The organism is Alloyangia pacifica (assembly GCF_003111685.1).
In the GTDB taxonomy this organism is placed as follows: Bacteria; Pseudomonadota; Alphaproteobacteria; order Rhodobacterales; family Rhodobacteraceae; genus Salipiger; species Salipiger pacificus_A.
In genome coordinates this window covers 965119-991602 of sequence record NZ_CP022189.1, presented here as the reverse complement: position 1 = coordinate 991602, position 26484 = coordinate 965119, and the positions used below count along the sequence as shown (strand labels likewise).

Genomic DNA, 26484 nt, shown 5'->3' with positions numbered 1-26484 from the left:
CGCAAAAGCTTGTGGCTGGAAACAGTCAGCTGGCCGAAGAGCTGGCAGACCAAGTCGAGCTCATTCCAGCCGCAACTGGTGACGCGATCATCCAACAGGGCAGCTCAGAAAATGACATCTTCTTTATTGTCGCGGGAACCTTTGAGGTAGTCATCAATGGGCGAAATGTTGCGGCGCGCGGCCCTGGCGACTGCGTGGGAGAGATGGCTGCGATCGAACCAACGCAACTACGATCTGCGACGGTAGTGGCACGTGAGGAAGCCGTCCTGGCGCGGCTTTCTGAGGTCCAGTTTTCTGAGATTGCAGGCAGATATCCGGAGATGTATCGCAACATCGCGCGTGAGCTGGCCCGCCGCCTGATGCAGCGCAATTCCGCAATAGGCGCCTATCGAGACAAGATAAGAGTCTTCCTGATATCCTCTGGTGAGGCCGTGGGCGTCGCAAGAATTATCCAGAACGCTCTGAGCCGAGACTTTCTAGTCGTTCCCTGGACGGACGGAGTATTCAAGGTCGCGAACTACCCCCTTCAGAGTCTAGAGGATGAACTTGAGAAGTGCGACTTCGCGGTCGCGGTCGCGCATTCTGACGACGTGACCGCGAGCAGAGGCGCCGACTGGCCCAGCCCACGAGACAATGTCATTTTCGAACTGGGGTTATTCATGGGTCGCCTGAATCGCCAGCGAGCCATTCTAATGGAACCGCGCGAAGACAAGGTGAAGCTCCCAAGCGACTTGGCGGGCGTGACCACGATCCCGTATCGCTATGTACCAGGCGAAGACGCAACGGCGCTGATGGGGCCTGCATGCAATGAGCTAAGAGAGCACATCGCGAGATTTGGTCCATTCAATGGCTGAGCAACCTGTAGCTGGCGATCGTCTTTGTCGCGCTGCTCTCGTCCATTCTCTAGACTTATATCACCATGTTCTTAATGCGCTTGCTGCTCATCGAAGTCGCGTAAGGCACCGTATGTTCACTCTGAACTCTCGCGCTCCAATCTACTTCATCTACCACGTAGTATTTACAGCGTCGACCGAAGCGTGCAACGTGCATCTACCACGTGGTTGATGAAGGAGATTAGACGTGAGGGTAGTTACCAACGCCGAGCAAGTTCTCAGTAATATTGCTCGCCTGCAGACAGAGCTGGAAAAGTCTCAAGAGCTCGCAGACCGCTTGGGGTTCGTCCACGCTTGGTACGTGGACACCCGCAAGCCCGAAGACCCGCAGTTTGGATTCTCGAAATTTGCTGGTTATCAAGATTTGGACGCAGAGACATATCTGCGAAACTACAAAGACCTCGACGGTCGAAACACTGAATGGGTTCTGAAAGACTTTTTCGAAGAACTGCGGCCTGGCACATCCGACTATTCGCACTATCACAAGCAACTCACTGAATGGCTGGCCATGCTGGGCCGGGCACCGCGGAAGAAAGTGCGCCTGATGGTTCTAAAGCCTGAATTTAGGGGTGAAACAGAAGCGGAAGATCGCCGGCTCCTGGAACTGCTCTCCGTAGTTGCTGGCATGCTGCCACCCCACCAACGGCAAGAGCTGCGCGACAAATTGTAGTTCCGCGCATCTGCCGCCGTCGCAATGCCTGCGGCGGCGGACTGGAATAAGGCCAAGTGTATTGGGATTCCCTGCCTGGGGCTCGGAGTCACATAAGGCGGAGTATGTCCTGTCCCGGCCTGCGGCGACCGGAGTCGCATAACCCGGCATATATGCAGTTTCTTCAGGCGCCCACATGCTCCCTCGGCCCGCAAACGCGAAGTTCAAAAGATAGGATTACGAGTGACACATAGGTTTTTAGACAAGCGCTACACGGACGCGGATGTTCTTGCTCTGTACATGAAGTATCGAGAAGAGCGCATCGGCCCCTTTGTGAGGGAAGTTGGCGACTTTATCGCACATGCGAAACGCGACCGTGGCGCTACGCTCGAACGTACAGCATTCGTGTTTTCTCAGGTAGCATTCATTCTAAAGTGTCAGTCTGGCAGCAACCTAGCGTTAGAGTTTTCAGGAGAATGCGGTTGGTGGCTAAAAACTTGGCTTCTTGAGAATATCGACTTCGAGCCGATGTCCGTCCTCAAGAATATCTCTGGGCTGAACAAGAAGCAACTCAAGAAGAAAGTGGCGTCCTGGTTCGCAGGCAACACCGCATACCCCACTGAAATCGCATGCGACAGTCCTGCACTCTTCTATGACCTTGTCGTGCACCTCTCGGGAAAGATCGTCGTCCGCCCCCCCTTCGAGAAAGCTCTGGTCAAAAAGGAGGTTACCGAGATGCTGGGCCGAGAAGGTATTCCGATCTCCGAGGTCGAGCCTATCATAGTCGCCACAATGGTTCTCCTGCAGGGAAAATCTACGGAAATCGTCGACGGTTTCAGCGCCCGCATTGAGCTCTCCATCGGAGAGCCTCGTTGGGAACAGATTCCTGGATTACCAATGCCATCACCTGGTCAACCTGGCTATGCCCTGCGACTTCCTGACGGAAACCTATGCCTCTCTGTCGCGACCACCAACAACCGCGGCGACGGCCTTACCCCGATAGCGTTGGACCTCCTAGACACTGAGATCGACACTGAGAAGTACTTCTGCCGATCACTTGTGGAAACCGACGAACATGGCCGCAAATTCCTGAACCTCCGAAGAGCTCTTACATTTGAACGCAACGCCGAAAGAATGGTGTTCCCTACGAAACCATGAGCCACCCCAGAGTGCCCAGCTCATGTAGCTGCTCGTTTCTTGGGCAGACTGCTATCTGGAGCATTGTAAAATTGGGTCCCACTTGGCCTAAGCCTCTCCGCGCGCATGAGCTCTTTTAACCAACTGTTTTTATGTCGAAAACTACCTAGGTGGGACCTCAGCAGAGAAGTGGGCGGCAAGGGTCCCACTTCCGGACACCGTTTCGCCTACGAAAACCGTCCGCAACGCGCCGTATAGGGTTCTTTAAACCCTAATTCAAAAGGGCTTAGCCACCTTTCTGGCATGACGCCTTGTGATGCCCTAGCAACGCGTAGAAGGCCCACTTTCAGCGCCTTTTGGCGGCCAACTGCAAACTTCGGACAACGCCCTGAAGGCCGCCCCACCACGCCGCCAAGTGTCTGTCTTTATTTGGCTTCCGGCTTCTTCCGACTTCTTCGAGCCTCTTCCTCCTTCACTGTAATATTAGGTGTCACCCTACAGCAGCGCCCGTTCGCGGCGCCATCCATCTGGGCGCTGACAGGAACGTGTAGCCGCGGAGCAGCGTCGCCTCTGGCCTTTGTGCACGCCGCATGGTCTCTCGCAGGCATGGATCGCATCTCGCTTCTCACCCTCGCCCTCGTGCTCGGCATGGCCGCGCTGGTCACCACCCTCACCGTGGGGCCGCGGCTGCCGTTGGCCGACGCGCTGATGGACGACAAGTTGCAGCATGCGCTCGGGTTCGGCGCGATCATCGCGCCCGCCGCCTTCCTGCGACCGCGCTGGCTCTGGGTGCTGGCACCGGCGGCGATCGCCTTCGGCGGGTTGATCGAGGTTGTGCAAGCCTATGTCGGGCGCGACGCCGAACTCACCGACTGGGCCGCCGACATCCTCGGCGTCATGGCCGCCTCGACGCTGGCCATCGCCCTGCGGGCCCAGCTGCACCGGCGCGGGCTGCTGCGCGGGCTCTGAGCCCCATCCCGGCGTCAGTCCGCCTCGAACTCTTCGAAAAGCCCTGCGTAATGGGCATAGGCCTCCGGGTCGAGCTGCCATAGGGCCCGGTACTGGGGAATGAACCGCTCTCCGCCCCCGGCCACCAGCGCGCGGATGTTCTCGGGCTTCGGCCCGTGGAAATGCACGATCGAAACGTCGCGCCCCAGCCCCCAGTACGGCTTCCAGTTCATCCCGTGCGGCAGCCGGGCGTGGCGCCAGCGGAAAAAGCTGTTGTAGCTCACCTGGTCATGGCCCGGCGGCGACCAGGGCTCGCGAAAGCGTCGCGCGATCGAGGCGGCAAAGGGCTCGGCCAGCGCCCGCAACTTCGGCACGTTCATCAGCAGCACGCCGCTGTTGAAATGCGGGTAGCGCCAGCGGTAGCGCTCCGGCGCCGCGGCGAGCGGCTTGCGCAGGCGCGGCGGCGCGGGGTGGGCAAGAAACATGACGTCGACATCGGTATAGAGGACGAGATCATCTTCCTGCTCGAGCGCGGGAATATCGATCCGCAGCCAGTGCCCGGAAAAGGTGTCATAGGACGACCCATAGGCCCGGCGCAAAAGCGGCTCGAGCGAGCTGCGGTGCGCGATGACCTCGACCCCGAGCCCGCGCAGCTGCGCCACATGCGCCTCGGACTCGCCGTTGTAAAGGCATATCGGGCGCAGCCGCGTGCGCGCCAGACAGGAGGCGACGGCGACGCGCACCTGCCCCCAGACCTGCTCGAAGCCCTTCTGGTTCAGGCAGAAATACCACTTCCGAAGTTCCGTCGTCATTCCGCCCACGCATCCAACCTTTACGGCGCCGTTAAAATCCATGCCAGCGCGGCCATCAACCCCCTTCCCCCGGACCCGACCACATCCCTGCCCGCGCATCCGGCACCCGTGGCCCGCGACCCGGACGCAGGGCCGCCCCCTCCTTGACCCTGCCCCGCGCATGTCTGATACCTGCGCGCAAAGGACGTATTCATGACCACTCCCCTGATCACCGACAGCCACTGCCACCTCGACTTCCCCGATTTCGACGACGAGCGCCCCGAGGTCATCGCCCGCGCGCTCGAGGCCGGGGTGCACCGCATGGTCACCATCTGCACGCGGATCGCGAACGAGCCCAAGGTGCGCGCCATCGCCGAGGCGAACGACCCGGTGTTCTACACCTTCGGCGTCCACCCGATGAGCGCCGCCGAAGAGCCCGCCACCACGGTCGATGAGCTGGTCACCCTGTCGCAGCACCCGAAATTCGTCGGCATCGGCGAGACCGGGCTGGACTACCACTACACCGCCGAGAGTGCCGAGGTGCAGAAGGCGTCGCTGGGCATCCACATCGAGGCGGCGCAGGAGACCGGCCTGCCGCTGATCATCCACGCCCGCGCCGCCGATGACGACATGGCCCGGATCCTGACCGAGGCCTACCGCCGCAAGCCCTACGCCTGCGTCATGCATTGCTTCAGCTCCTCGGCCGAGTTGGCGCGCGCCGCGCTCGACTGCGGCTTCTACCTGTCGATGTCCGGCATCGCCGCCTTCCCCAAGTCGCAGGAGCTGCGCGATATGTTCGCCGCCGCCCCGCTCGAGCGCATCCTGGTGGAAACCGACAGCCCCTACCTCGCGCCGCCGCCCTACCGCGGCAAGCGCAACGAGCCGGGCTACACCGTCCACACCGCCAAGGTCGGAGCCGAGACCTTCGGGCTCAGCTTCGAGGAGTTCGCCGCCGCCACCGAGGCAAACTTCGAGCGCCTCTTTGCAAAGGCCGCGGCCTGGTCCCCCGCGACGGGCGGCGGCGCATGAAGGGCGAGCTGCGCTTCACCATCCTCGGCTGCGGCTCCTCGGGCGGCGTGCCGCGGCTCGGCGGCAAATGGGGCGATTGCGATCCCGCGAACCCCAGGAACACCCGCCGCCGCTGCTCGATGCTCGTCGAGCGCGAGACCCGCGACGGCACCACGCGGGTGCTGATCGACACCTCGCCCGACATGCGCGCGCAGCTGCTCGACGCCGGCATCGGCCATCTCGACGCCGCCGTCTGGACCCATGCCCACGCCGACCACACCAACGGGCTCGACGACCTGCGCCAGATCGTCTTCAACCGCGGCTCGCGCTTGCCGGTCTGGGCCGATGGCGACACGCAGAACGACCTGATCTCGCGCTTCGGCTATGCTTTCGTGCAGCCCGAGGGCAGCCCCTATCCGCCGATCTTCGATCTGCACGCGATCCAGGGCCCCTTCACCATCGAAGGCGCCGGCGGCGCGATCCCGCTGACCCCGATCAAGGTCGATCACGGCAGCATCGACGCGCTCGGCTTCCGCGTCGCGGGGCTCGTCTACATGCCCGACGTGGTGCGCATTCCCGAGGACGCCTGGGCGCACCTTCAGAATCTCGACTGCTTCGTCGTCGATGCGCTGCGCCGCACCCCGCATCCGACCCATGCGCATCTCGACCTGGCTCTGGAATGGATCGCTCGGGCGCAGCCGCGCGAGGCGGTGCTGACCAACATGCACATCGATCTCGACTACGAGACCCTGGCGGCGGAAACCGCCGAGCACATCCACCCGGCCTATGACGGGATGGTCCTGCGTTATGCGCTCTGAGGAGAAGCGCCGCGCTGACCATCCCGCCGCCGGTCGGCACCCGGCCCCCTTCCTCTGCAAGTCCGCCCGCCGGAGGCCGCGCGCCGACCGGCGCGCAACGTGAAAGCCCTGCGTCCATGCAAGCCCTCCTCGACGTCATTCTCCCGGTCTTCATCGTCATCGGCGCGGGCTACCTTGCCAGCTGGCGCAAGCTGCTGACCGACAATGCGATCGACGGGCTCATGGGATTTGCCCAGACCATCGCCGTGCCCTGCCTGCTGTTCCGCGCCATGTGGCAGCTCGACCTCGGCGAGTATTTCCGCTTCGACCTGCTGTTCTCCTTCTACGCCGGCGCGATCACCTGCTTCATTGTCGGCCTGTTCGGCGCGCGGCTGATCTTCGGCCGCGACTGGGAAGACAGCGTGGTCATCGGTTTCTGCGCGCTCTTCTCCAATTCCCTGCTGATCGGCCTGCCGATCACCGAGCAGGCGTTTGGCGAGGATGCGCTGAATGGCAATTACGCGATCATCGCCCTGCACTCGCCGCTTTGCTATGCCATCGGCATCACCACCATGGAACTCGCCCGTGCCCGCGGCACCGAGCTGCGCCGCCTGCCGCTGACCATCCTGCGCTCGCTGTTCCGCACGCCGATGGTCATCGGCATCAGCATCGGCATCGTGTTCAACCTGCTGAGCGTCGAGTTGCCCACCCCGATGACCGAGGCGCTCGGCCTGCTCACCCGCACCGCGCTGCCCTGCGCGCTCTTCGCGCTCGGCGGCGTGCTCTTCCGCTACCGCCCCGAGGGCGATCTGCGCACCATTCTCTTCGTCTGCGCGCTCTCGCTCGGGCTTCACCCGCTGGTCACCTACACGCTCGGCACCGCCTTCGCCCTGCCCACCGACGCCTTCCGCTCGGCGGTGGTCACCGCCTCGGTGGCGCCCGGGGTGAACGCCTATGTCTTCGCCAACCTCTACGGCCGCGCCAAGCGGGTTGCGGCCTCCTCGGTGCTGCTGGCCACCGGCATGTGCATCGTCACCAGCTGGGCCTGGCTGCACCTGCTGCCCTGAGGGTCGCGCCATCCTCGGGGGAATACCCCCGGGTGCGAGGCGCGCAACGCAGAGGGATAGCGCCCCCGGTCGGCGCGGTTTCTTTCGGGCCCCGCCCGACAATCCCCAATTTGATGGTTCCCACCGCCGCCGCGCGGATCTATACGGAGCCCGTTTGAACCGCCGGCAAAAGGACAGGTGAGCAATGGCTAACGTGGTCGTCGTGGGCGCCCAGTGGGGCGACGAAGGCAAGGGCAAGATCGTGGACTGGCTCTCTGAGCGGGCCGACGTGGTCGCGCGCTTCCAGGGGGGGCACAATGCAGGCCATACGCTCGTCATCGACGGCAAGGTGTTCAAACTGAACGCCCTGCCCTCCGGTGTCGTGCGCGGCGGCAAGCTGTCGGTGATCGGCAACGGCGTGGTGCTCGATCCCTGGCACTTGGTGAAGGAGATCGAGTCGATCCGCGCCCAGGGTGTCGAGATCACCCCCGAGACGCTGATGATCGCCGAGAACACCCCGCTGATCCTGCCGATCCACGGCGAGCTCGACCGGGCCCGCGAGGAAGCCGCCAGCAAGGGCAGCAAGATCGGCACCACCGGCCGCGGCATCGGCCCGGCCTATGAGGACAAGGTGGGCCGCCGCTCGGTGCGCGTTGCCGATCTCGCCGATCCGTCGACGCTGGAGACCCGCGTCGACCGCGCCCTGCTGCACCACGACGCGCTGCGCCGCGGCCTCGGGCTGGAGCCGGTCGACCGCGAAGCGCTGCTCGCCGCGCTGAAAGAGATCGCGCCGCAAATCCTCGAATACGCCGGCCCCGTCTGGAAGGTGCTCAACGAGAAGCGCCGCGCCGGCAAGCGCATCCTCTTCGAAGGGGCGCAGGGCGCGCTGCTCGACATCGACTTCGGCACCTACCCCTTCGTGACCTCCTCGAACGTGATCGCCGGCCAGGCGGCCACCGGCACCGGCATCGGTCCGGGCGCCATTGACTTCGTGCTGGGCATCGTCAAGGCCTACACCACCCGCGTCGGCGAAGGCCCCTTCCCGACCGAGCTGGATGACGAGGACGGCAACCGTCTCGGCACCCGTGGCCGCGAGTTCGGCACGGTGACGGGCCGCAAGCGCCGCTGCGGCTGGTTCGACGCGGTGCTGGTGCGCCAGACCTGCGTGACCTCGGGTGTCAACGGCATCTCGCTGACCAAGCTCGACGTGCTGGACGGCTTCGAGACCATCAAGATCTGCACCGGCTACGAGCTCGACGGCCAGATGCTCGACCACCTGCCCATCGCCACCGAGGAGCAGCAGCGCTGCGTGCCGGTCTACGAAGAGATGGAAGGCTGGTCGGAATCGACCGAGGGCGCCCGCAGCTGGAACGATCTGCCCGGTGCGGCGGTGAAATACGTCCGCCGCATCGAAGAGCTGATCGGCTGCCCGGTGGCGCTGCTCTCGACTTCGCCCGAGCGCGACGACACCATCCTCGTCACCGACCCCTTCGCGGACTGACCCGGTATGGCCCTCAGCTACAAGTCCCGACGCCGCTGGTCGCTGGTGATCCTGCTGGTGGGCCTGCCGCTCTACATCGTCGCGGCGGTGAGCGTGGTCAACGCGCTCGACCGCCCGCCGATCTGGCTGGAATTTGCGGTCTACGTCTTCCTCGGGTTCCTGTGGATGCTGCCCTTCAAGTTCGTCTTCAAGGGCGTCGGCAAGGCCGACCCGGATGCGGCCCCCCCGCGCGAGGACTGAACGGCCGGACGCACGTATCCGGCGAAAAACGAAAGGGGCGCGGCCGGTCAGGCTGCGCCCCTTTCACATGGCCCCGCGGCCGCATCTGCCCTGCGATGAAAAAGGGCGCCGCAGCGGGCGCCCTTCTCCATGCGTCAGGCAGGCCACCTCAGACCTTGCCCTTGCCGCTCGCGAAGATGCAGAGCAGCGTGACAGCCGCCGCCCCCAGCACGTAGTAGCCCACGTAGGCAAGCCCGTAGTTCGACTGCAGCCAGGTCGCGATGTAGGGCGCGAGCGAGGCGCCGAAGATGCCGGCGAAGTTGAAGGTGATCGACGAGCCGGTGTAGCGCACCCGGGTCGGGAAAGGCGCCGCCAGCGCGGTGCCGATGAGGCCGTAGGTCATGCCCATCAGCGCCATGCCCAGCGTCACGAAGCCCATGATGCGCATCTCGTTCTCGACCATGAGCACCGGCACAAGGAAGCTGAACAGGCCGATGAGCACGGTGGTCAGCGTCAGGATCTCGCGGCGGCCGAAACGCTCGGCCAGCTTGCCGGCCAACGGGATGAAGGCCCCGAAGACCACCGAGCCCCAGATCTGGATCGCCAGCGCGTCGGTGAAGGGGATCTTCACGACCTTGACGTTGTAGCTCAGCAGGTAGGCGGTGCAGATGTAGAAGAGCACGAAGGTCGCAAGCGCCACGAAAGTGCCGAGCACGATTGAGACCTTGTGGTTCTTGAAGAGTTCGACGGCAGGAACCGCGACGCGCTCCTCGTTGTCGATGGCCTTCTGGAAGTCCGGCGTCTCGGTGATCGACAGGCGCACCCAGAGGCCGACGGCGATCAGCAGCAGCGACGAGACGAAGGGAATCCGCCAGCCCCAGCTCAGCAGCGCTTCTTCGCTCATGAAGTGCAGCAGGATCCAGAACAGACCCGACGACAGGAACAGCCCCACCGGCGCGCCGAGCTGCGGGAACATGCCGTACCAGTTCTTCTTGCCCTCGGGCGCGTTCTCGGTGGCCATGAGCACCGCCCCGCCCCATTCGCCGCCAAGCCCGAAGCCCTGGCCGAAGCGGCAGAGCGCCAGCAGCAGGGGGGCGATCACGCCGATCTGCTCGTAGCTCGGCAGGAACCCGATGACGACGGTCGAGATGCCCATGGTCAGCAGCGCCGCGACCAGCGTCGCCTTGCGGCCGATGCGGTCGCCGAAGTGGCCAAAGACCAGCGCGCCGAAGGGACGCGCGAAAAAGGCGATGGAGAAGGTGGCGAAGCTGGCCAGCAGCGCGGTCATCGGATCGCTGCTCGGGAAGAACAGCGCGGGGAAGACCAGCACGGCGGCGGTCGCGTAGACGTAGAAGTCGAAGAATTCGATGGTCGTGCCGACGAGGCTCGCGGTCAGGACCTTGGCCGGTGAGTTGAGCGCCGGTTTGGCCCCGGCGCGCGGCGTGTCATAGGCAGCGTCTGAGAGGGACATTTTATTTCGTCTTTCCTTGCGTCTGGAACAGCTTTGTTCCGGGATGGACCCGGTTAACGCAATCAGTGGGTGGACGGAACCCGCGTGCCTGACTGTTTTCGTCAGGGCCGTCATGCAACCAACGCATGGCTGGCGCGCGCAGCAAAAGGCCCGGGACGTGCGGTCCCGGGCCCGGCTGGTCGCGCGCGAAGAGCGCGGCTCACTCCTTGTCGGCCTCCAGCGCGTAGCGCTTGAAGAGCCCGCCCTGCGTCATGAAGAAGACGAAGACTGCCGCTGTCAGACCGAAGGTCTTGAAGTAGACCCAGCTCTCGGTGCTCATGGTGCGCCAGACGATCTCGTTGAGCAGCGCCAGCCCGAAGAAGAACGCGCAGATCCGCTTGGTCAGGATCATCCAGCCCTCGTCCTGAAGCGGCATCAGCCCTTCCATGACCTTGCGCAGGTAGCTCTCGCCGCGCAGGATCCCGGCCAGCAGCGCGAAGCCGAAAAGCAGGTAGATCAGCGTCGGCTTCATCTTGAAGAAGCGCTCGTCGTTGAGCCAGACCGAGAGCCCGCCAAAGACCACGATCAGCACCGCGGTCACCACCTGCATGGCCGACAGATGCCCGGTCAGCTTCCACAGCAGCCCGGTGCAGAGCAACATCAGCGGGATGGACCCGGCGGTGACCAGCACGAAACCCTGGTACTCGCGCCCGCCGACCACGTAGCTGTTGTCCTTCAGCAGCAGATAGGCGGCGAAGAAGGCCAGCACTGGCCCGAATTCGAGCGCCGATTTGAGGAACGGGTTGATCTGCTTTTGCGCCATGCGGGTCTCCTTGTGCGAGAGCAGAGATAACCTCGCGGCGACGGCTTCTCAATGGCGGAACTGCCCCGCCCGCCATCACGTTGGTCACGGGCCAGCAGAGGAAACGTGATGATCGAGGAAATCCTGAACGAATTCAAAAACACCTTCTCGGTGATCCCCCCGGCCGCCGCCTTTGCGCGGCTGCTCGCGGCCATCTTGCTGGCGGGGCTGATCGGCCTCGAACGCGAGCGCCGGGGCAAGGCGGCGGGGCTGCGCACCCATATCCTTGTCTCTGTCGCCGCCTGCCTTTTCGTGCTGCTTGGATTGGAGCTGGCCGCGATGGACTTCGGCGGCTCGAGCGAACAGCGCAACGATCCGTTGCGGATGATAGAGGCCGTGACCGCAGGCGTGGCGTTTCTGGCGGCCGGGCTGATCTTTACCTCCGGCGGCAAGGTGCGCAACATCACCACCGGCGCCTCTCTATGGCTCGCGGGGGCCGTCGGGCTCGGCTGCGGCGCGGGGCAGATGCCGCTCGCGGCCATGACGACGGTGATCGTGCTCGTTGTCCTGACGCTGCTGCGCTATCTCGAGAACAAGATGGGCTGGAGCGAGGAGTAATCCCCGCCCCTCAGGCGCGCCCTGCCTCAGCCCCGCTCGAGCCCGGTGAGCGCCGCGGCGAACTCCTCGGGATCGAAGGGCTGCAGGTCGTCGATCTGCTCGCCCACGCCGATCGCATGGATCGGCAGGCCGAACTTGTCGGCCAGCGCCACCAGCACGCCGCCGCGCGCCGTACCGTCGAGCTTGGTCATGACCAGCCCCGACACATCCGCCACCTGCTGGAAGATCTCCACCTGCCGCAGCGCGTTCTGCCCAGTCGTGGCATCCAGAACCAACAGCGTGTTGTGCGGCGCATCGGGGTCCTTCTTGCGGATGACGCGGACGATCTTCGCCAGTTCCTCCATCAGGTCAGCCCGGTTCTGCAGGCGGCCCGCGGTGTCGATCATCAGCAGGTCAGCGCCCTCGGCCTGCGCCTTGGTCATCGCGTCAAAGGCAAGGCTGGCGGGATCCGAGCCCTCGGGCGCGGTCAGCACCGGCACCCCGGCGCGGTCGCCCCAGATCTGCAGTTGCTCGACCGCGGCGGCACGGAAGGTATCCCCCGCGGCGATCACCACCGATTTGCCCGCGGCGCGAAACTGGCTGGCGAGCTTGCCGATGGTCGTGGTCTTGCCCGAGCCATTGACGCCCACCACCAGCACCACCTGCGGCTTCTTGGGATAGAGCGGAAGCGGCTTTGCGACGGGATCCATGATCCGGGCAACCTCCGCCGAGAGCAGCTCCTTGATTTCCTGCGTCGAGACCCGCTTGCCATAGCGGCCCTCGGCGATGTTGGAGGTGACGCGCAACGCGGTGTCCACCCCCATGTCGGAGGCGATGAGCAGCTCTTCGAGGCTCTCGATCATCTCGTCGTCGAGCGCCCGGCGCACCACCGGCGCGGCAGGCTGCGTCTTGCCGAAGAGCCGCCCGATGAGACCGCCGCCGCGCTGCGTCTGCTGCGGCACCTCCGGATCCTGCAGAGGCGCCGGGATCTCCAGCGGCGCGGGCATGGGAGACGGGTCCGAGGGCGGCATCACCGGCGCTTCCAGCGGCGCGGGCCGGGGGTCGGCGGGCGGCGGGGCCTGCGGTGTTTCCGGCTCGGGCTGCGGCTCCGTCTCCGGCAGAGGCGGCGCCTCGGGCTCCGGAGCGGGCGGCGTTTCCTGCGGTGGTGCGGGCGGCACTTCTTCCGGCGTCGGCGGGGTCTCGGGCGCAGGCGCGGGCGGCGTCTCGGGGACCGGCGGCGGCACGTTCGGGCCGGGGGTCTCGGGGGCCGGAGTCCCGGGGGTCGGCGTCTCGGGGGTCGGCGTCTGCGGCACCTCGGGGGTTTCGGGCGCCATTTCGGGAGCGTCTTGCGTGCCCCCCTCCTGGACGATCGCGTCCAGCCCTTCCTCGAGCTTCGAGGAGGATTTGAAGAGCTTGCTCTTGAGCTTGCCGAAGAAGGACATGGCTGGACCTCTCAATGCCTTTGCTTTCACCTAATACGTGCCGCGCGCAGATAAAAGTGTGAGTTGACCTTTCCGCCCCGCGGCGCCTTCATGGGTGCATGTTGCGGGCCGTGTTTTTCCTCGTCCTCCTGCTTGCCGCGCCGCTGCTGCGGGCCGAGCCTCCCGCCCCGTCCGACGGCGCCCGGGAGCCGGGAACGCTCTGCTCGCCCGGCGCCTTCGGGTCTGTGCATTGCATCCGGCCCTCTTATTTCGTGCATGACACCTGCGAGGCGCTCGAGGAGCTCGCGCTGCGCAACGGGCTCGACCCCGGCTTCTTCGCCCGGCTCATCTGGCAAGAAAGCCGGTTCAACCCCAACGCCCTCAGCCCCGCCAACGCCCAGGGCATCGCCCAGTTCATCCCGTCGACCGCGAAGCTGCGCGGCCTCAAGGATCCCTACAACCCTGCAGAGGCGCTGGAATATTCGGCGCAATACCTCGGCGAGCTGACCCGTCGGTACGGCAACCAGGGACTGGCGGCGGTGGCATACAACGGCGGCGAGGCACGGGCCGACGGGCTGATGTCGCGGCGCGGCGGGCTGGCGCGCGAGACGATCAACTACGTGGCGATCATCACCGGGCTCGCCGCCGAGACCTGGCGCGACACCCCGCCCGAGACCCATGACTTCCGGCTGCAGGGCGAAAAGCCCTTCCAGCAGGCCTGCCACGAGCTGGCGCGCGAGCGCAAGCTGACCAAATATCCCGAGGCCCGCCCCCCACTGCATCCCTGGGGCGTGCAGATCGCCTTCGGCACCACCCAGGACCGGGCGCTGGCGCAATTCCGCCGCCGCGCCAAGGCCTGTTCCGGCCCGATCGGCGGCGAACAGCCCGAGCTGGTCTGGCAAAAAAGCCGCGCCAGCCCGCGGGGGGGCTACTGGATGGCACGGATCGGGCGCGACGGTCGCAGCGCAGCGGCAAATCTCTGCGCAGAGCTTCGACAATCGGGCTGCATCTGCGCCGTCTACCGCAATTCCTGAACGCCCCCGGCGCGCGTGGTCACTTCTCCCTTTCGCCGCCGACCCTCCTCTGGCAGGCTGCACCCATGACACGCCTCGTGCTCCTCCTCTTCTGCCTGCTTGCCAGCCCGCCCGCCGCCGCCCAGCCGATGAGCGCCGAGGAATTCGAGTCCTATGTCACCGGCAAGACGCTCTACTTCGGCAGCGGCGGGGCGCCCTACGGGGTCGAGCAATACCTGCCGGACCGCCGGGTGCGCTGGTCCTTCCTGGACGGCGAGTGCAAGGACGGCCGCTGGTACGCCGAGGCCCAGATGATCTGCTTCGTCTACGAGGATATGAACGCCCCGCAATGCTGGAGTTTCTACCGCGAGAGCGGCAAACTGCGGGCGGTGTTTCAGAACGACCCGCAGAACACGGTGCTCTACGAGGCGCAGCAGGGCGACACGCCGATGCTCTGCTACGGGCCAGACACCGGCGTCTGAAGACGGCGCCTCGCCGATCGCGCGCACCGTCCGGTTGCATTTCATGGGCCGAGATATCCCTCGGCGCGGCGGGGGCCGAGCCCCGGGTCTCGACGCCTCAGAACAGGCTCCCCTGCTCCGGCGCCTTGGCCTTCCTGGGCTTGCCCGAGGCCGCGCCGCCGATCTTCATCCGCCCGTCGGCAAATTCGATCTCTAGCCCGGCGGCCTCCTTCGCGGCGGAAGCCGTGGTCAGCACCTGCCCACCCTCGCCGCGCACCACCGCGTAGCCGCGCGCCAGCGTGCCCTTGTAGCTCAGCGTTTGCAGGAGACGGTCAAGCCCGTCGAGCTTGGCCCGGGGCTCCTCGACCCTGCGTGTGCCAGCATCATCGAGCCGCTTGCCGAGCGCGCTCAGCCGGTCGGCCCCGAGCGCGATCTCGCGCTGGATTGGCCGGATCGACAGCCGGTCGGCGCGGCGCCCCAGCGCCTCGGCGCGGGTGGCAAGCATGCGGCTCAGCAGCCCCGGGCGCAGCGCCCCGGCGGGCTGCGAGAGCGCCAGCCGGCGCCGGTCGACCCCGCGGATCAGCGCCTGCGGCAGCCGGTCCGACAGCAGGTCGAGCCGCTGGCGCGGCTGGTCCAGAAGCGCCTCGGCCCGCGGCAATGCCCGGGCCAGATCGCGCAGCCGCTGGCCGCGCACCTCGAGCCGGTGGCTGAGCGCGCGGGTCAGCCGCAGCTGTCCCTCCCCGGTCCGCGCCAGAAGCTCCATACGCACCGGCACCGCCATCTCGGCGGCGGCGGTTGGCGTCGGCGCGCGGCGGTCCGAGACGAAGTCGATGAGCGTGGTGTCGGTCTCATGGCCCACCGCCGAGATCAGCGGGATTTTCGAGGCCGCGGCCGCCCGCGCCACGATCTCTTCATTGAAGCCCCAGAGATCCTCCACCGAGCCGCCGCCCCGGGCGACGATCAGCAGGTCGGGCCGCGGCAGCGCGCCGCCCGGGCTGAGCGCGTTGAACCCCTCGATGGCCCGGGCGACCTCGGCGGCCGAACTCTTGCCCTGCACCGCGACGGGCCAGATCAGCACCTTGCGCGGGAAACGCTCGCGCAGCCGGTGCAGGATATCGCGGATCACCGCCCCCGAGGGCGAGGTCACGACCCCGATGATCTCGGGCAGGAACGGCAGCGGCTTCTTGCGGGCGGGATCAAAGAGCCCCTCGGCCTGCAGCATCGCCTTGCGCTTTTCCAGCATCGCCATGAGCGCACCGAGCCCGGCGGGGCGCATGTCCTCGATGATGATCTGGTAGCGCGACTGGCCGGGATAGGTGGTCAGCCGCCCGGTGGCGATCACCTCCATGCCTTCCTCGGGCTGCATTTCGAGCTTGGAAGCGACGCCGCGCCAGACGATGCCCGAGATCACCGACTTGTCGTCCTTGAGGTCGAGGTAGAGATGCCCCGAGCGCGGCCGCGAAATCCGCCCCAGCTCGCCGCGCACCCGCACGAAGCCGAACTCGCCCTCGATCACCCGTTTCACCGCGCCTGACAGCTCCGAGACGGTGAATTCCGGCATGTTGCCGTCGCCTGCGTCTCCGGGGGTATCGTCTTCGAAAAGGTCCATGGTGCCCGTCTTGCCGTAAGTGCCCTGTCCGGGCTGGTCCGCCCGCGCTTTGCCCAGACTAGCGCCCGGCGGCGCCAAGGGAAAGGTGGGCGCGTCCTGCCGTCTTGCCAGAGCCCCCCGCCGCCGGTAGGAAGCCCGCGATCCTCACCTTGAAAGAGCGGGCCCCATGAACATCCTCATCCTCGGCGGCGGCGGTCGCGAACATGCCCTGGCCTGGGCCGTGATGCAGAACCCCAAGTGCGACAAGCTGATCGTCGCGCCGGGCAATGCCGGGATCGCGCAGATCGCCGAATGCGCCTCGCTCGACGTCGAGGACGGCGGCGCGGTGGCGGAATTCGCCGGTGAGAACGCCATCGACCTCGTCATCGTCGGCCCCGAGGCGCCGCTCGCCGCGGGCGTTGCCGACCGGCTGCGCGAGGCAGGCGTGCTGGTCTTCGGCCCCTCCAAGGAGGCTGCCCGGCTCGAGGCCTCGAAGAGCTTTACCAAGGAAATCTGCGACGCCGCCAACGCGCCCACCGCCGGCTACGGCCACTTCACCGACGCCGCAAGCGCCAAGGCGCACGTGCGCGCCCAGGGCGCGCCGATCGTGGTCAAGGCCGACGGGCTCGCCGCCGGCAAGGGCGTGATCATCGCCGAGACCGTGGCGCAGGCCGAAGAGGCGATCGACGACATGTTCGGCGGCGCCTTCGGCGGGGCCGGCGCCGAGGTGGTGATCGAGGAGTTCATGACCGGCGAGGAGGCGTCCTACTTCGTGCTGGTCGACGGGACCGACGTGCTGCCCATCGGCACCGCGCAGGACCACAAGCGCGTCGGCGAGGGCGACACCGGCCCCAACACCGGCGGCATGGGCGCCTATTCCCCCGCCCCGGTGCTCTCGGACGAGGTGGCGCAAAAGGCGCTCGACGAGATCGTCCGCCCCACCATGGCCGAGATGGCGCGCCGCGGCACGCCCTACCAGGGCGTGCTTTACGTCGGCCTGATGATCGAGAACGGACAACCGCGCCTCGTGGAATACAACGTCCGCTTCGGCGATCCCGAGTGCCAGGTGCTGATGATGCGCCTTGGCGGCCAGGTGCTGGACCTGCTCCACGCCTGTGCCGAGGGCCGACTGGCCGAGGCCAAGGTGACCTGGGCCGACGATCACGCGATGACCGTGGTGATGGCCGCCGAGGGCTACCCGGGCGCCTACGAGAAGGGCACGGTGATCTCCGGGCTCGAGGGCCTGCCCGAGGACAGCTTCACCCAGATGTTCCACGCCGGCACCGCCGAGAAGGACGGCAAGATCGTCGCCAACGGCGGCAGGGTGCTGAACGCCACCGCCCGCGGCGCCACACTCGCCGAGGCGCAGGCGCGTGCCTATGCGCTGGTGGATGCCGTGGACTGGCCCGAAGGGTTCTGCCGGCGCGACATCGGCTGGCGGGCGCTCTGACACCGGCGCTCCCGGCACAGCCGTGAAACCGGGGCGTACCGGCATCTGCCGCGCCCCGCACCGGTCTCGCTCGGCGCGCTCAGCCTCGGCTCGGCGCGATCACCTCGGTCGGGGTCACGATCATGTCGAGCGGCGCGTCGGTGGGCTCGAGCGGGACCTGCCCTGCCTCCTGCGCCGCGTAGGCAAACCCGATGGCCAGCGTCGGGCGCGCAGCGCGCAGCGCCGCAAGCGTGCGGTCGTAGAAACCGCCGCCATAGCCCAGCCGATGGCCGTCCCGGGTGAAGGCCAGCAGCGGAACGATGAGAATCTCGGGGGTCACGAACTCGGGGCGCTCCGGGATCATCGCGCCGAAGGCGCCGGGCACCAGTGCCATCTCGGGCTCCCAGCGGGCAAAGCGCAGCGGTGCACCGCGCGCCTCGATCACCGGGATCGCCACCGGACCATGCGCCGCCGCCTCGGCCATGGCGGGCAGCGGGTCGATCTCGGAGCGGATCGGCATGTAGCCCGAGAGCGGCACGCCGCGGTAGCCCGCCAGCACCGAGCTCAACATCCCTGCGCCAGCCCCCGCATCGGCCGCATGGGCCTCGGTGCGGCGCCGCGCCGCCTCGGCGCGCGCGGCGCGCTTGGCCTCGTCGAGGTTCACAGCAGCACCGCCTGCGCCAGCCCGAGGAAGGCGAAGAACCCGACCACGTCGGTCACCGTGGTCACGAAGGTGCCGGAGGCCAGCGCCGGGTCGACCTTGAATTTCTCGAGCACCACGGGCACCGCGATCCCCGCCAGCCCGGCGACGACAAGGTTGATGACCATCGCCGCGGCGATCACGACCGCCAGCATCGCGCTGCCGAACCAGAGGTATTCCAGAACCCCCATCACAAGCGCGAAGCTGACGCCATTGATCAGCCCGACCATGAGCTCACGCCGGATCACCCGCCAGAGGTTGGCGCTGGTCAGATCCTTGGTCGCCAGCGCGCGCACGGCCACGGTCAACGACTGCGTGCCGGCATTGCCGCCCATCGACGCGACGATCGGCATCAGCACGGCCAGCGCCACCAGCTGGCTGATCGTGCCTTCGAACTGGGCGATCACCAGCGAAGCGAGGATCGCCGTCATCAGGTTCACCCCCAGCCACGGCAGACGCTGCCGGGTGGTCTCGATCACGCTGTCCGAAATGCGGCTCTCGTCGCCGACCCCGGCGAGGCGCAGGATGTCCTCCTCGTGCTCCTCATCGAGCACGGCCATGGCGTCGTCGATGGTGATCACCCCGACCAGCCGCTCGTTCTCGTCCACCACCGGGGCCGAGATCAGGTGGTACTGGTTGAAGGCATAGGCGACATCGGCCTCGGGCCGGGTCACCGGGATGACATGGAAGGTTTCCTCGACCAGCGATTTCAGCAGCACCTCGCGCCGCGAGGCCATCAACTTGCCCAGGGTCACGTTGCCCACCGGGCGCAGCTTCGGATCGACGAGGATGATGTGGTAGAACTGTTCCGGCAGATCGTCCGAGCTGCGCAGGAAATCGATCGCCTCGCCGACGTTCCAGTGCTCGGGGGCCATGACCACCTCGCGCTGCATCAGGCGGCCGGCGGAATACTCCGGGTAGGTCAGCGATTTCTCGACCGCGACCCTGTCGCTGTCCTCGAGCACATCGAGGATCGCATCCTGCTGATCCTGGTCGAGGTCTTCCAGAAGGTCGACCACGTCGTCGGAATCGAGCTCGCGCACCGCGTCGGCGAGCACCTCGGGGGTCAGCGCCCGGATCACCTCTTCGCGGATCGACTCGTCGAGTTCCGACAGGATCTCGCCGTCGAACTCCTTGTCGTAGAGCTTGATCAGCCGCATCCGGTCGTAGGCGTTGATCTGCTCGAGAAGGTCGGCGATGTCGGCCGCGTGCAGCGGCTCCATCAGCGCGACGAGCTGTTCGCGGTCGCCGACATCCACCGCATAGAGGATCGCCGAGACCACCTTGCGTTCCAGCGGGTTGGTCTCGTCTTCGCGGGCGTCTTCCGTCGCCGGGTTTCCGGTCTCTTCGGTCATGCCTGCCCCGTTGAATGCCGTTCGCGCAAACCTTAGGGGATTGCGCGAACGAGCAACAGAGGCGCATTGCGCTTGACCTTGGCCGCCCACATCCTAGGCCGGTCGCAACCACAAGGACCGACATGGCCCCCACCAGCCCCACCCCCCTTTCGCCGATCCTGCACCTCGGGCAGACCCTGCGCTTCACCGGCTCGCCTTTCACCGAAGGGGTCGAGGCGGCGCGCCACGAGCCTGCCGGGGCGCTGCTGGTCGAGGACGGGGTGATTCGAGAGATCGGCACCGCCGAGGTGCTGCGCGCCGCGCATCCCGCCTCGCGGGTGGTGGACCATGGCGAGGCGCTGATCGTGCCGGGCTTCGTCGACGCGCACGCGCATTACCCGCAGACCGGGATGATCGCGAGCTGGGGCAAGCGGCTGATCGACTGGCTCAACCATTACACCTTCCCCACCGAGGCGCGCTTTGCCGAGCGCGCCTACGCCGACGAGATCGCCGGGCGCTATCTCGACCTGCTGCTGGCGCATGGCACCACCTCGGTCTGCAGCTATTGCACCATCCACCCCGAATCGGTGGAGGCGCTGTTCAGCGCCGCCGAGGCGCGCGGGATGCGGGTCTTCGCGGGCAAGACTTGCATGGACCGCGACACCGCCCCCGACTTCCTGCGGGACAGCGCGCAATCGGCCTATGACGACAGCAAGGCGCTGCTCGAGCGGTGGCACGGCCGGGGCCGGGCAGAATATGTGATCACCCCGCGATTCTCGCCGACCTCGACCCCCGGGCAGCTGCAGGCGCTCGGCGCGCTCTGGGCCGAGCACCCCGAGGTGCTGATGCAGACGCACCTTTCCGAGCAGATCGACGAGATCGCCTGGGTGAAATCGCTCTACCCGCAGGCGCGCGATTATCTTGACACCTACGAGGCCTACGGGCTGCTGGGCGAGCGAGGCCTCTACGGCCACGCCATCCATCTCGAGCCGCGCGAGCATGCGCGGTTGAAAGAGGTCAACGCGGCGCTGGTGCATTGCCCGACCTCGAACACCTTCATCGGCTCGGGGCTCTTCGACATGGACGGGCTGACCAAGGCAGGGCTGCGGGTGGGGCTGGCCACCGACACCGGCGGCGGCTCGTCCTTCTCGATGCTCCGCACCATGGCCGCGGCCTACGAGGTGGCGCAGCTGCGCCATCACCCGCTGCATCCCTCGGCGCTGCTGTGGCTGGCGACGCAGGGCTCGGCGATGGCGCTGATGGCCGAGGACCGGATCGGCAACCTCGCACCGGGGCTCGAGGCCGATTTCACCGTGCTCGACCTGGCCTCCACCCCGGCCATCGCGCAGCGCGTGGCAGAGGCCAACGACATCTGGGAGGCGCTCTTCCCGACCATGATGATGGGCGACGACCGGGCGGTGCGGGCCACCTACGTGGCCGGAAGGCAGGTGATCTGACGCTCGGACCGGGGGCGCCTCCCGCGCCCCCTTGGTCCTACCCTACTTGCGCACGCCCATGACCAGCGTCCAGTAGCGGCCGTTCTGCGCGAGGCCGAACTCGCGCACATCCGTGCGCAGCATGGCCGCGCGGTGCGATGATGACTTGGCCCAGAGCTCCATCGCGCTGTCGATGCCGAGCGGGGTCATGGCAACGTTTTCCGAGACATGGCGATAGTCGTATCCCGCCGCCCGCGCGCGCGCGCCGACGCGGCTGCCGTCGCTGCCGACATGGCTCATCTTGTTCATCCGCGCCATGTCATCGGAATGGGCCTGCGCGGCGCGCTGCAGCTGCGCCGAGCGGGTCAGCGGTGCCAGCCCCTGCGCCCGGCGCCAGCCGTTAAAGGTCGCGGCGGCCTCGGCCTGCGAGCTCTGCACCACCTGCGACGGCGCGCGCCGCAGCTCGTAGATGCTCGCCCCTTCGACCTGGCCGCGGGCGGCAGGCTGGTTGGCCACGGCCACCGGCCTTGATGCGGGCTTTGACTCCGGCTTTGACACGGACGTCGCAACCACGCCGGGTTGCGCGCGCACATCGACGCAGGCGGCAAGCGCCAGCGGCAGCAGGGTCAGGGCAAGCCACTTGGGCAGTTTCATCAGCACTCTCCGGTCCTTCACGCCCTGCATATAGATGGCGCGGCGGCGACGCCCGGCAAGCCTGCGCCGCGCCGGAGCCCTCTGCCCGCAGCGCGGGTCATTTCACCCGGGCGACCACCATGACCCAATAGTCGCCGGTCCCCGCGATGCCATATTCCTTCACATCCTCCATGAGCATGTTTGACAGGTGCGGCGGAGAGTTGGTCCAGATCTCCATCGCCCGACCGAGGCCGCGGCCCGTTTCGGCGATGTTCTCGGCGCCACGCCGGAGGTTGTAGCCGCGGCGCTGGATGCGCTCGCCGATGGTGCTGCCGTCGCTGCCGGTATGGGTCATCTCGTTCATTCGCGCCATGTCGTCGGCATGGCCCTGCGCCACCTTCTGCAGCACCGGCGAATAGCTCAGGGGCGCCAGCCCTCGGCTCTCGCGGAGCGCGTTGAGCTGCGCCCCCGAGGGGTTTTCGAGGAAGCGCGCGGGCTCGCCCCCGGTCTCGGTCTGCGGCAGCGGCACCACCACGCAGGCGCAGAGCGCCGCGCAAAGGGCAAGCGGCAGCAGTCGGGCAGTCAGCGCAGGTCGCATGAAAATCCTCCGGTCAGATGTGTTCCCCTCAGGACCGGGTTCAGCCGAACCCGGCGAGCGTCCGCGCCATTTCCCCGTGGCGGCGCAGCGCGGCCTCAATGTCTATCGTCGCGATGCGTCCGTCACGCACCACCTGCCGCCCCTCGACAAAAAGGTGCCGCACCTGTTGCGGTCCTGCCAGCAGCAGCGCCGCCGGGTCCCAGGATCCGGCGCTTCCGAGCCCGCTGACATCCCAAAGCGCCAGATCTCCGCGCATGCCGATGACAACCTGCCCGCAATCGTTGCGGCCCAGCACCTCGGCCCCGCCCCGCGTCGCCACCCGCAGGGCCGCACGGGCGCTCATCGCGTCGGCGCCGTGCTGCACCCGCTGGAGCAGCATCGCCTGCCGTGCCTCGCCGACGAGGTTTGCCATGTCGTTGCTCGCCGACCCATCGACACCCAGCCCGACCTTCACCCCCGCATCCAGCATCGCGCGCACCGGCGCAATGCCCGAGCCGAGGCGGCAGTTGGAACAGGGGCAATGCGCCACGCCGGTGCGGGTGGCGGCGAACAGGTCTATCTCCTGCCCGTCGAGCTTCACGCAATGGGCGTGCCAGACGTCCGGGCCGGTCCAGCCCAGATCCTCGGCGTATTGCCCCGGGCGGCAACCGAATTTCTCGAGCGAATAGGCCACGTCTTCGTCGTTCTCGGCAAGGTGCGTGTGCATCATCACCCCCTTGTCGCGGGCGAGGATGGCGCTGTCGCGCATCAGCTCGCGGCTCACCGAGAAGGGCGAGCACGGCGCGACGCCGACCCGCACCATGGCGCCCTCTGAAGGGTCGTGGAAGGCGTCGATCACCCGGATGCAATCCTCGAGGATGGCGCTCTCCTGTTCGACCAGCGAGTCCGGCGGCAGCCCGCCCTCGCTGACGCCGATGCTCATGCTGCCGCGCGTGGCATGGAAGCGCACGCCCAGGTCCTCGGCTGCGGCGATGCTGTCATCGAGCCGCGCGCCGTTGGGATAAAGATAGAGGTGGTCGGAACTCAGCGTGCATCCCGAGAGCGCCAGTTCCGCGAGCCCGACCTGCGCCGAGACGTAGAATTCCTCGGGCCCGAAGCGCTCCCAGATCGGATAGAGCGTCTGCAGCCAACCAAAGAGCAGCGCGTCCTGCCCGCCGGGCACCGCCTTGGTCAGCCCCTGGTAGAGATGGTGATGGGTGTTGACGAGGCCCGGCGTCACCACGCAATGACGCGCATCGACGATCTCGCCCTCGGTCTCGAGCCGAGGGCCGATCTCGGCGATCACCCCGTCGCGCAGCAGGATGTCGACATCCGCTAGCTCGGTCCCGGCATCATCCATGGTCAGGACAGTGCGCGCGTTGCGGATCAGGATTTCACTCATCTTGGGGGCTCCTCGGGTGGATAGCGCCACCCTGCCCCTTCCGGGCATCGAAGGAAAGACTGACCCCGGATGAGGCTGTTTCGGGATTTGCCGAAGAATGCGCGCCGCGCCCTCAGCCGTTCAGCAGCGCCAGCGCGGCGGCGTGGATCTCGGCATTGGCGGCGGCCAGCACCTGACCGCCCTCATGGGCCTTGCCGCCCTGCCAGTCGGTGACCAGGCCCCCCGCCGCCTCGATCACCGCGATCGGCGCCTGCACATCATAGGCCTGCAACCCGGCCTCGATCACCAGGTCGATCTGCCCGGCGGCGAGCAGCGCATAGGCGTAGCAATCCATGCCGTAGCGGGTGAGCCGCGCCTGCGCCGACACCCGGCGGAAGGCGGCGGCCTCGGCCTCGGTGCCGACCTCGGGGAAGGTGGTGAAGAGGATCGCCTCGGAGAGCGGCCGCGCCGGCCGGGACGCCAGCGGACGCGCACCCAGTGGGCCGGACCAGACGGCACGTCCAAGCCCCCCCTCGAAGCGCTCGGAGGTATAGGGCTGGTCGATCACCCCCAGAACCGGGCCCGAGGCATCCGACAGCGCGATCAGCACACCCCAGGTCGGCGTGCCCGACAGGAACCCGCGGGTGCCGTCGATCGGATCGAGCACCCAGGTCAGCCCGCTCTCGCCCGACTCGTGGCCGTATTCCTCGCCGAGGATGGCATCCATCGGACGGCGCGCCGCCAAGACGGCGCGCATCGCCTGCTCGGCGGCGCGGTCGGCGACGGTCACCGGGTCGAACCCCTCGGAGAGCTTGTTGTCCGCACCAAGCCCCTCGGCGCGGAAATGCGGCAGGATTGCCGCGCGCGCGGCCTCGGCCATCTCGGCGGCGGTCTGCCAGAGCTCTTCGGCCAAGTCTGCGGAAATCAAGTCTGCGGAAATTCCGGTGGAAGTCTCAGCCATGACGGCCCCCTGCTGCACGATCCTACCGGATCCAGCTAACGCAGGGGGCTCCAAGGCTCAAGCGACGTCCGAGAGCACCCGGGCCAATTCAAACAGGCGGCGGCGCTGGTTCTCGGGGATCGCGTAGTAGGAACGCACCAAGTCGAGCGCCTCCTTGTCGCCGAGGATGTCGGCGGGCATGGACGGGCTGGCGGGCGTGGCGGTCGTCTCGTCGGCGGACTGGCCGCTCTCGATCCCCTCGAAGAAGAAGCTCACCGGCACCTCGAGGGCGTCGGCGATATCCCACAACCGGGACGCGCTGACGCGGTTCGCACCGGTTTCGTATTTCTGGATCTGCTGAAACTTGATACCGACATGTTCTGCGAGTTGCTGCTGCGTCATTCCGACAAGCCAGCGGCGGTGACGAATGCGTTTACCCACATGCACGTCCACGGGATGCGTCATCGTTTCTTCCTTTCACTCGCCCTGCGAAAAAATGCAGAGCACCAACAAAAAAACCGACCGCTCACAGCAGCGGCCGGAGCCACACTTTTTACGTGAACAAAAGCTACCTTGCTTGTTTGATGCAGATCAAGTGAGTTGCGCCGCTGCCGATGAGCGTCACGGAGGTAATTCACTCCACGGTTGTAAATCCAAACAATGACTTAACGTCGCTTTCGGTGCTTTCACATTTTTGCCAAGTTCTGAGCGCGACAAGCCTTTACTTAAGCGGGCAAACCCAAAACCTATACCGAGGGATATGTAATGCTAGCCTATCGGATTGACTCGTTTGGCACGCCACCGAATCTCATCGAGACGCCCCTTCCAGTGCCGGGCGCCGGGCAGATTCGCCTCCGGATCGAGGCCTGCGGACTCAACTTTGCCGATCTTCTGATGATCGAGGGCCGCTACCAGGACACGCCCGAGCCGCCCTTCACCCTCGGGATGGAGGTCGCCGGAGTGGTCGATGCCGTCGGTCCCGGCGTCCAGCATCCCCACCCCGGAGACCGCGTTGCGCTCTTTGGCGGCCAGGGCGGGCTGGCGGAATACGGCGTCTTTGAGGCCGCCCGCGCCGTGCCGCTGCCCGAGAGCATGTCCAGCACCGTCGCCGCCGGGTTCCAGATCGCCTATGGCACCAGCCACCTCGCACTGGACCACCGCGCCCGGCTGCAGCCCGGCGAGACGCTGCTGGTGCTCGGCGCGGCGGGCGGCGTTGGCCTCACCGCGGTCGAGATCGGCAAGCTGATGGGCGCGCGGGTCATCGCCTGCGCCCGCGGGCCGGAAAAGCTCGAGGTCGCGCGCCGCGCCGGGGCCGATCACCTGATCGACGCGACCGATGCAGACCTGCGCGCCGAGGTGAAAGCGCTTGGCGGCGCCGACGTGGTCTATGATGCGGTGGGCGGCGCGCAGTTCGACGCCGCCTTCCGCGCCTGCAACCCCGAAGCCCGCCTGCTGACCATCGGCTTCGCCAGCGGCACCGTCCCGCAGATCAAGGCCAACCACCTGCTGGTCAAGAACCTCACCGTCATGGGGCTCTACTGGGGCGGCTACCTCACCTTCCGCCCCGAGGCGCTGACCGGCTCGCTGGCGCAACTCTTCGCCTGGCACGCCGAGGGCAAGCTGCAGCCGCACATCAGCCACGTTTTGCCGCTGTCCGCCGTCGCCGAGGGGCTCGATCTGCTGCGCAACCGCACCTCGACCGGCAAGGTGGTGATCGAGATCCCCGGCTGAGC

At 66.8% G+C, this 26484-nt stretch carries 27 protein-coding genes; 15 read left to right on the top strand and 12 right to left on the bottom strand.

Annotated elements, in window-relative coordinates:
• Positions 1–11: 11 nt before the first annotated feature.
• From CEW88_RS04780 to CEW88_RS04765, 4 genes are all read left to right on the top strand, one after another.
• Positions 12–854, top strand: coding sequence for a TIR domain-containing protein (locus tag CEW88_RS04780; RefSeq protein WP_217626437.1), 843 nt, complete (start codon positions 12–14; stop codon positions 852–854).
• A 226-nt stretch (positions 855–1080) separates the two neighbouring features.
• Positions 1081–1563 carry a hypothetical protein gene (locus tag CEW88_RS04775; protein WP_108964922.1) on the top strand — a complete coding sequence of 161 codons (483 nt, stop codon included), beginning with the start codon at positions 1081–1083 and terminating at the stop codon, positions 1561–1563.
• A 222-nt stretch (positions 1564–1785) separates the two neighbouring features.
• Positions 1786–2700 carry a hypothetical protein gene (locus CEW88_RS04770; protein WP_108964921.1) on the top strand — a complete coding sequence of 305 codons (915 nt, stop codon included), beginning with the start codon at positions 1786–1788 and terminating at the stop codon, positions 2698–2700.
• Positions 2701–3285: 585 nt separating this feature from the next.
• Positions 3286–3648: a teicoplanin resistance protein VanZ gene (locus tag CEW88_RS04765; protein WP_108964920.1), complete on the top strand. Its 363-nt coding sequence runs from the start codon at positions 3286–3288 to the stop codon at positions 3646–3648.
• A gap of 14 nt (positions 3649–3662) precedes the next feature.
• On the opposite strand, the gene CEW88_RS04760 is transcribed toward CEW88_RS04765, so the two are convergent.
• Complete coding sequence (locus CEW88_RS04760) at positions 3663–4439, bottom strand: hypothetical protein (RefSeq protein WP_108964919.1); 777 nt, start codon at positions 4437–4439, stop codon at positions 3663–3665.
• 192 nt (positions 4440–4631) lie between these two features.
• On the opposite strand from CEW88_RS04760, the gene CEW88_RS04755 reads away from it, so the two are divergent.
• The 5 genes from CEW88_RS04755 to CEW88_RS04735 all read left to right on the top strand — a co-directional run bounded on the left by CEW88_RS04755 (position 4632) and on the right by CEW88_RS04735 (position 9010).
• Positions 4632–5447, top strand: a complete 816-nt coding sequence (locus tag CEW88_RS04755) for a TatD family hydrolase (RefSeq protein WP_108964918.1) — start codon at positions 4632–4634, stop codon at positions 5445–5447.
• Complete coding sequence (locus tag CEW88_RS04750; RefSeq protein WP_108964917.1) at positions 5444–6244, top strand: MBL fold metallo-hydrolase; 801 nt, start codon at positions 5444–5446, stop codon at positions 6242–6244. Before CEW88_RS04755 ends, CEW88_RS04750 begins: the two co-directional genes overlap by 4 nt.
• Before the next feature lie 116 nt (positions 6245–6360).
• Positions 6361–7290 (top strand): AEC family transporter, encoded by a 930-nt coding sequence (locus CEW88_RS04745; RefSeq protein WP_108964916.1) that lies wholly within the window; start codon positions 6361–6363, stop codon positions 7288–7290.
• Between the two features lie 184 nt (positions 7291–7474).
• Positions 7475–8770, top strand: coding sequence for an adenylosuccinate synthase (locus CEW88_RS04740; protein WP_108964915.1), 1296 nt, complete (start codon positions 7475–7477; stop codon positions 8768–8770).
• 6 nt (positions 8771–8776) lie between these two features.
• On the top strand, positions 8777–9010 hold the full coding sequence (locus CEW88_RS04735; RefSeq protein ID WP_108964914.1) for a DUF2842 domain-containing protein: 234 nt from the start codon (positions 8777–8779) through the stop codon (positions 9008–9010).
• Between the two features lie 148 nt (positions 9011–9158).
• On the opposite strand, the gene CEW88_RS04730 is transcribed toward CEW88_RS04735, so the two are convergent.
• Both CEW88_RS04730 and CEW88_RS04725 read right to left on the bottom strand, forming a co-directional pair.
• The gene (locus CEW88_RS04730; protein ID WP_108964913.1) at positions 9159–10460 is read right to left on the bottom strand and encodes an MFS transporter; all 1302 of its coding nucleotides are present in this window, start codon (positions 10458–10460) and stop codon (positions 9159–9161) included.
• 199 nt (positions 10461–10659) lie between these two features.
• The gene (locus CEW88_RS04725) at positions 10660–11262 is read right to left on the bottom strand and encodes an inner membrane-spanning protein YciB (RefSeq protein ID WP_108964912.1); all 603 of its coding nucleotides are present in this window, start codon (positions 11260–11262) and stop codon (positions 10660–10662) included.
• Positions 11263–11370: 108 nt separating this feature from the next.
• On the opposite strand from CEW88_RS04725, the gene CEW88_RS04720 reads away from it, so the two are divergent.
• Positions 11371–11859 (top strand): MgtC/SapB family protein, encoded by a 489-nt coding sequence (locus CEW88_RS04720; RefSeq protein ID WP_108964911.1) that lies wholly within the window; start codon positions 11371–11373, stop codon positions 11857–11859.
• A 26-nt stretch (positions 11860–11885) separates the two neighbouring features.
• Here CEW88_RS04720 and ftsY read toward each other — a convergent pair whose 3' ends face one another.
• Positions 11886–13280, bottom strand: coding sequence for a signal recognition particle-docking protein FtsY (ftsY, locus tag CEW88_RS04715; RefSeq protein ID WP_108964910.1), 1395 nt, complete (start codon positions 13278–13280; stop codon positions 11886–11888).
• 110 nt (positions 13281–13390) lie between these two features.
• Between ftsY and CEW88_RS04710 the strand changes: the two genes are divergently transcribed.
• A complete protein-coding gene (locus tag CEW88_RS04710; protein WP_368074601.1) occupies positions 13391–14293 on the top strand; it encodes a lytic transglycosylase domain-containing protein in 903 nt (300 codons plus the stop codon).
• A gap of 65 nt (positions 14294–14358) precedes the next feature.
• Positions 14359–14754: a hypothetical protein gene (locus CEW88_RS04705; RefSeq protein ID WP_108964908.1), complete on the top strand. Its 396-nt coding sequence runs from the start codon at positions 14359–14361 to the stop codon at positions 14752–14754.
• A gap of 97 nt (positions 14755–14851) precedes the next feature.
• Here the strand turns inward: CEW88_RS04705 and xseA are convergent, their stop codons facing one another.
• Positions 14852–16342, bottom strand: coding sequence for an exodeoxyribonuclease VII large subunit (gene xseA / locus CEW88_RS04700; protein WP_108964907.1), 1491 nt, complete (start codon positions 16340–16342; stop codon positions 14852–14854).
• 166 nt (positions 16343–16508) lie between these two features.
• Between xseA and purD the strand changes: the two genes are divergently transcribed.
• The gene (purD, locus tag CEW88_RS04695; RefSeq protein WP_108964906.1) at positions 16509–17771 is read left to right on the top strand and encodes a phosphoribosylamine--glycine ligase; all 1263 of its coding nucleotides are present in this window, start codon (positions 16509–16511) and stop codon (positions 17769–17771) included.
• Between the two features lie 79 nt (positions 17772–17850).
• Here purD and CEW88_RS04690 read toward each other — a convergent pair whose 3' ends face one another.
• Both CEW88_RS04690 and mgtE read right to left on the bottom strand, forming a co-directional pair.
• The gene (locus CEW88_RS04690; protein WP_108964905.1) at positions 17851–18414 is read right to left on the bottom strand and encodes a 5-formyltetrahydrofolate cyclo-ligase; all 564 of its coding nucleotides are present in this window, start codon (positions 18412–18414) and stop codon (positions 17851–17853) included.
• Positions 18411–19805 carry a magnesium transporter gene (gene mgtE / locus CEW88_RS04685; RefSeq protein WP_108964904.1) on the bottom strand — a complete coding sequence of 465 codons (1395 nt, stop codon included), beginning with the start codon at positions 19803–19805 and terminating at the stop codon, positions 18411–18413. The genes CEW88_RS04690 and mgtE overlap by 4 nt, the downstream gene beginning before the upstream one ends.
• A gap of 122 nt (positions 19806–19927) precedes the next feature.
• Between mgtE and guaD the strand changes: the two genes are divergently transcribed.
• The gene (guaD, locus tag CEW88_RS04680) at positions 19928–21241 is read left to right on the top strand and encodes a guanine deaminase (protein WP_108964903.1); all 1314 of its coding nucleotides are present in this window, start codon (positions 19928–19930) and stop codon (positions 21239–21241) included.
• Positions 21242–21283: 42 nt separating this feature from the next.
• Here the strand turns inward: guaD and CEW88_RS04675 are convergent, their stop codons facing one another.
• The 5 genes from CEW88_RS04675 to CEW88_RS04655 form a co-directional block, all read right to left on the bottom strand.
• Positions 21284–21874, bottom strand: a complete 591-nt coding sequence (locus CEW88_RS04675) for a CAP domain-containing protein (protein ID WP_217626436.1) — start codon at positions 21872–21874, stop codon at positions 21284–21286.
• 97 nt (positions 21875–21971) lie between these two features.
• The gene (locus CEW88_RS04670; RefSeq protein ID WP_108964901.1) at positions 21972–22451 is read right to left on the bottom strand and encodes a CAP domain-containing protein; all 480 of its coding nucleotides are present in this window, start codon (positions 22449–22451) and stop codon (positions 21972–21974) included.
• A gap of 40 nt (positions 22452–22491) precedes the next feature.
• Positions 22492–23832 (bottom strand): 8-oxoguanine deaminase, encoded by a 1341-nt coding sequence (locus tag CEW88_RS04665; RefSeq protein ID WP_108964900.1) that lies wholly within the window; start codon positions 23830–23832, stop codon positions 22492–22494.
• A 112-nt stretch (positions 23833–23944) separates the two neighbouring features.
• The gene (gene hisN / locus CEW88_RS04660; protein WP_235940287.1) at positions 23945–24691 is read right to left on the bottom strand and encodes a histidinol-phosphatase; all 747 of its coding nucleotides are present in this window, start codon (positions 24689–24691) and stop codon (positions 23945–23947) included.
• Between the two features lie 138 nt (positions 24692–24829).
• The gene (locus CEW88_RS04655; protein ID WP_108964898.1) at positions 24830–25216 is read right to left on the bottom strand and encodes a helix-turn-helix domain-containing protein; all 387 of its coding nucleotides are present in this window, start codon (positions 25214–25216) and stop codon (positions 24830–24832) included.
• 300 nt (positions 25217–25516) lie between these two features.
• Between CEW88_RS04655 and CEW88_RS04650 the strand changes: the two genes are divergently transcribed.
• Entirely contained in the window at positions 25517–26482 is a 966-nt protein-coding gene (locus CEW88_RS04650; protein ID WP_108964897.1) for an NADPH:quinone oxidoreductase family protein, read from the top strand.
• Positions 26483–26484: the final 2 nt, after the last annotated feature.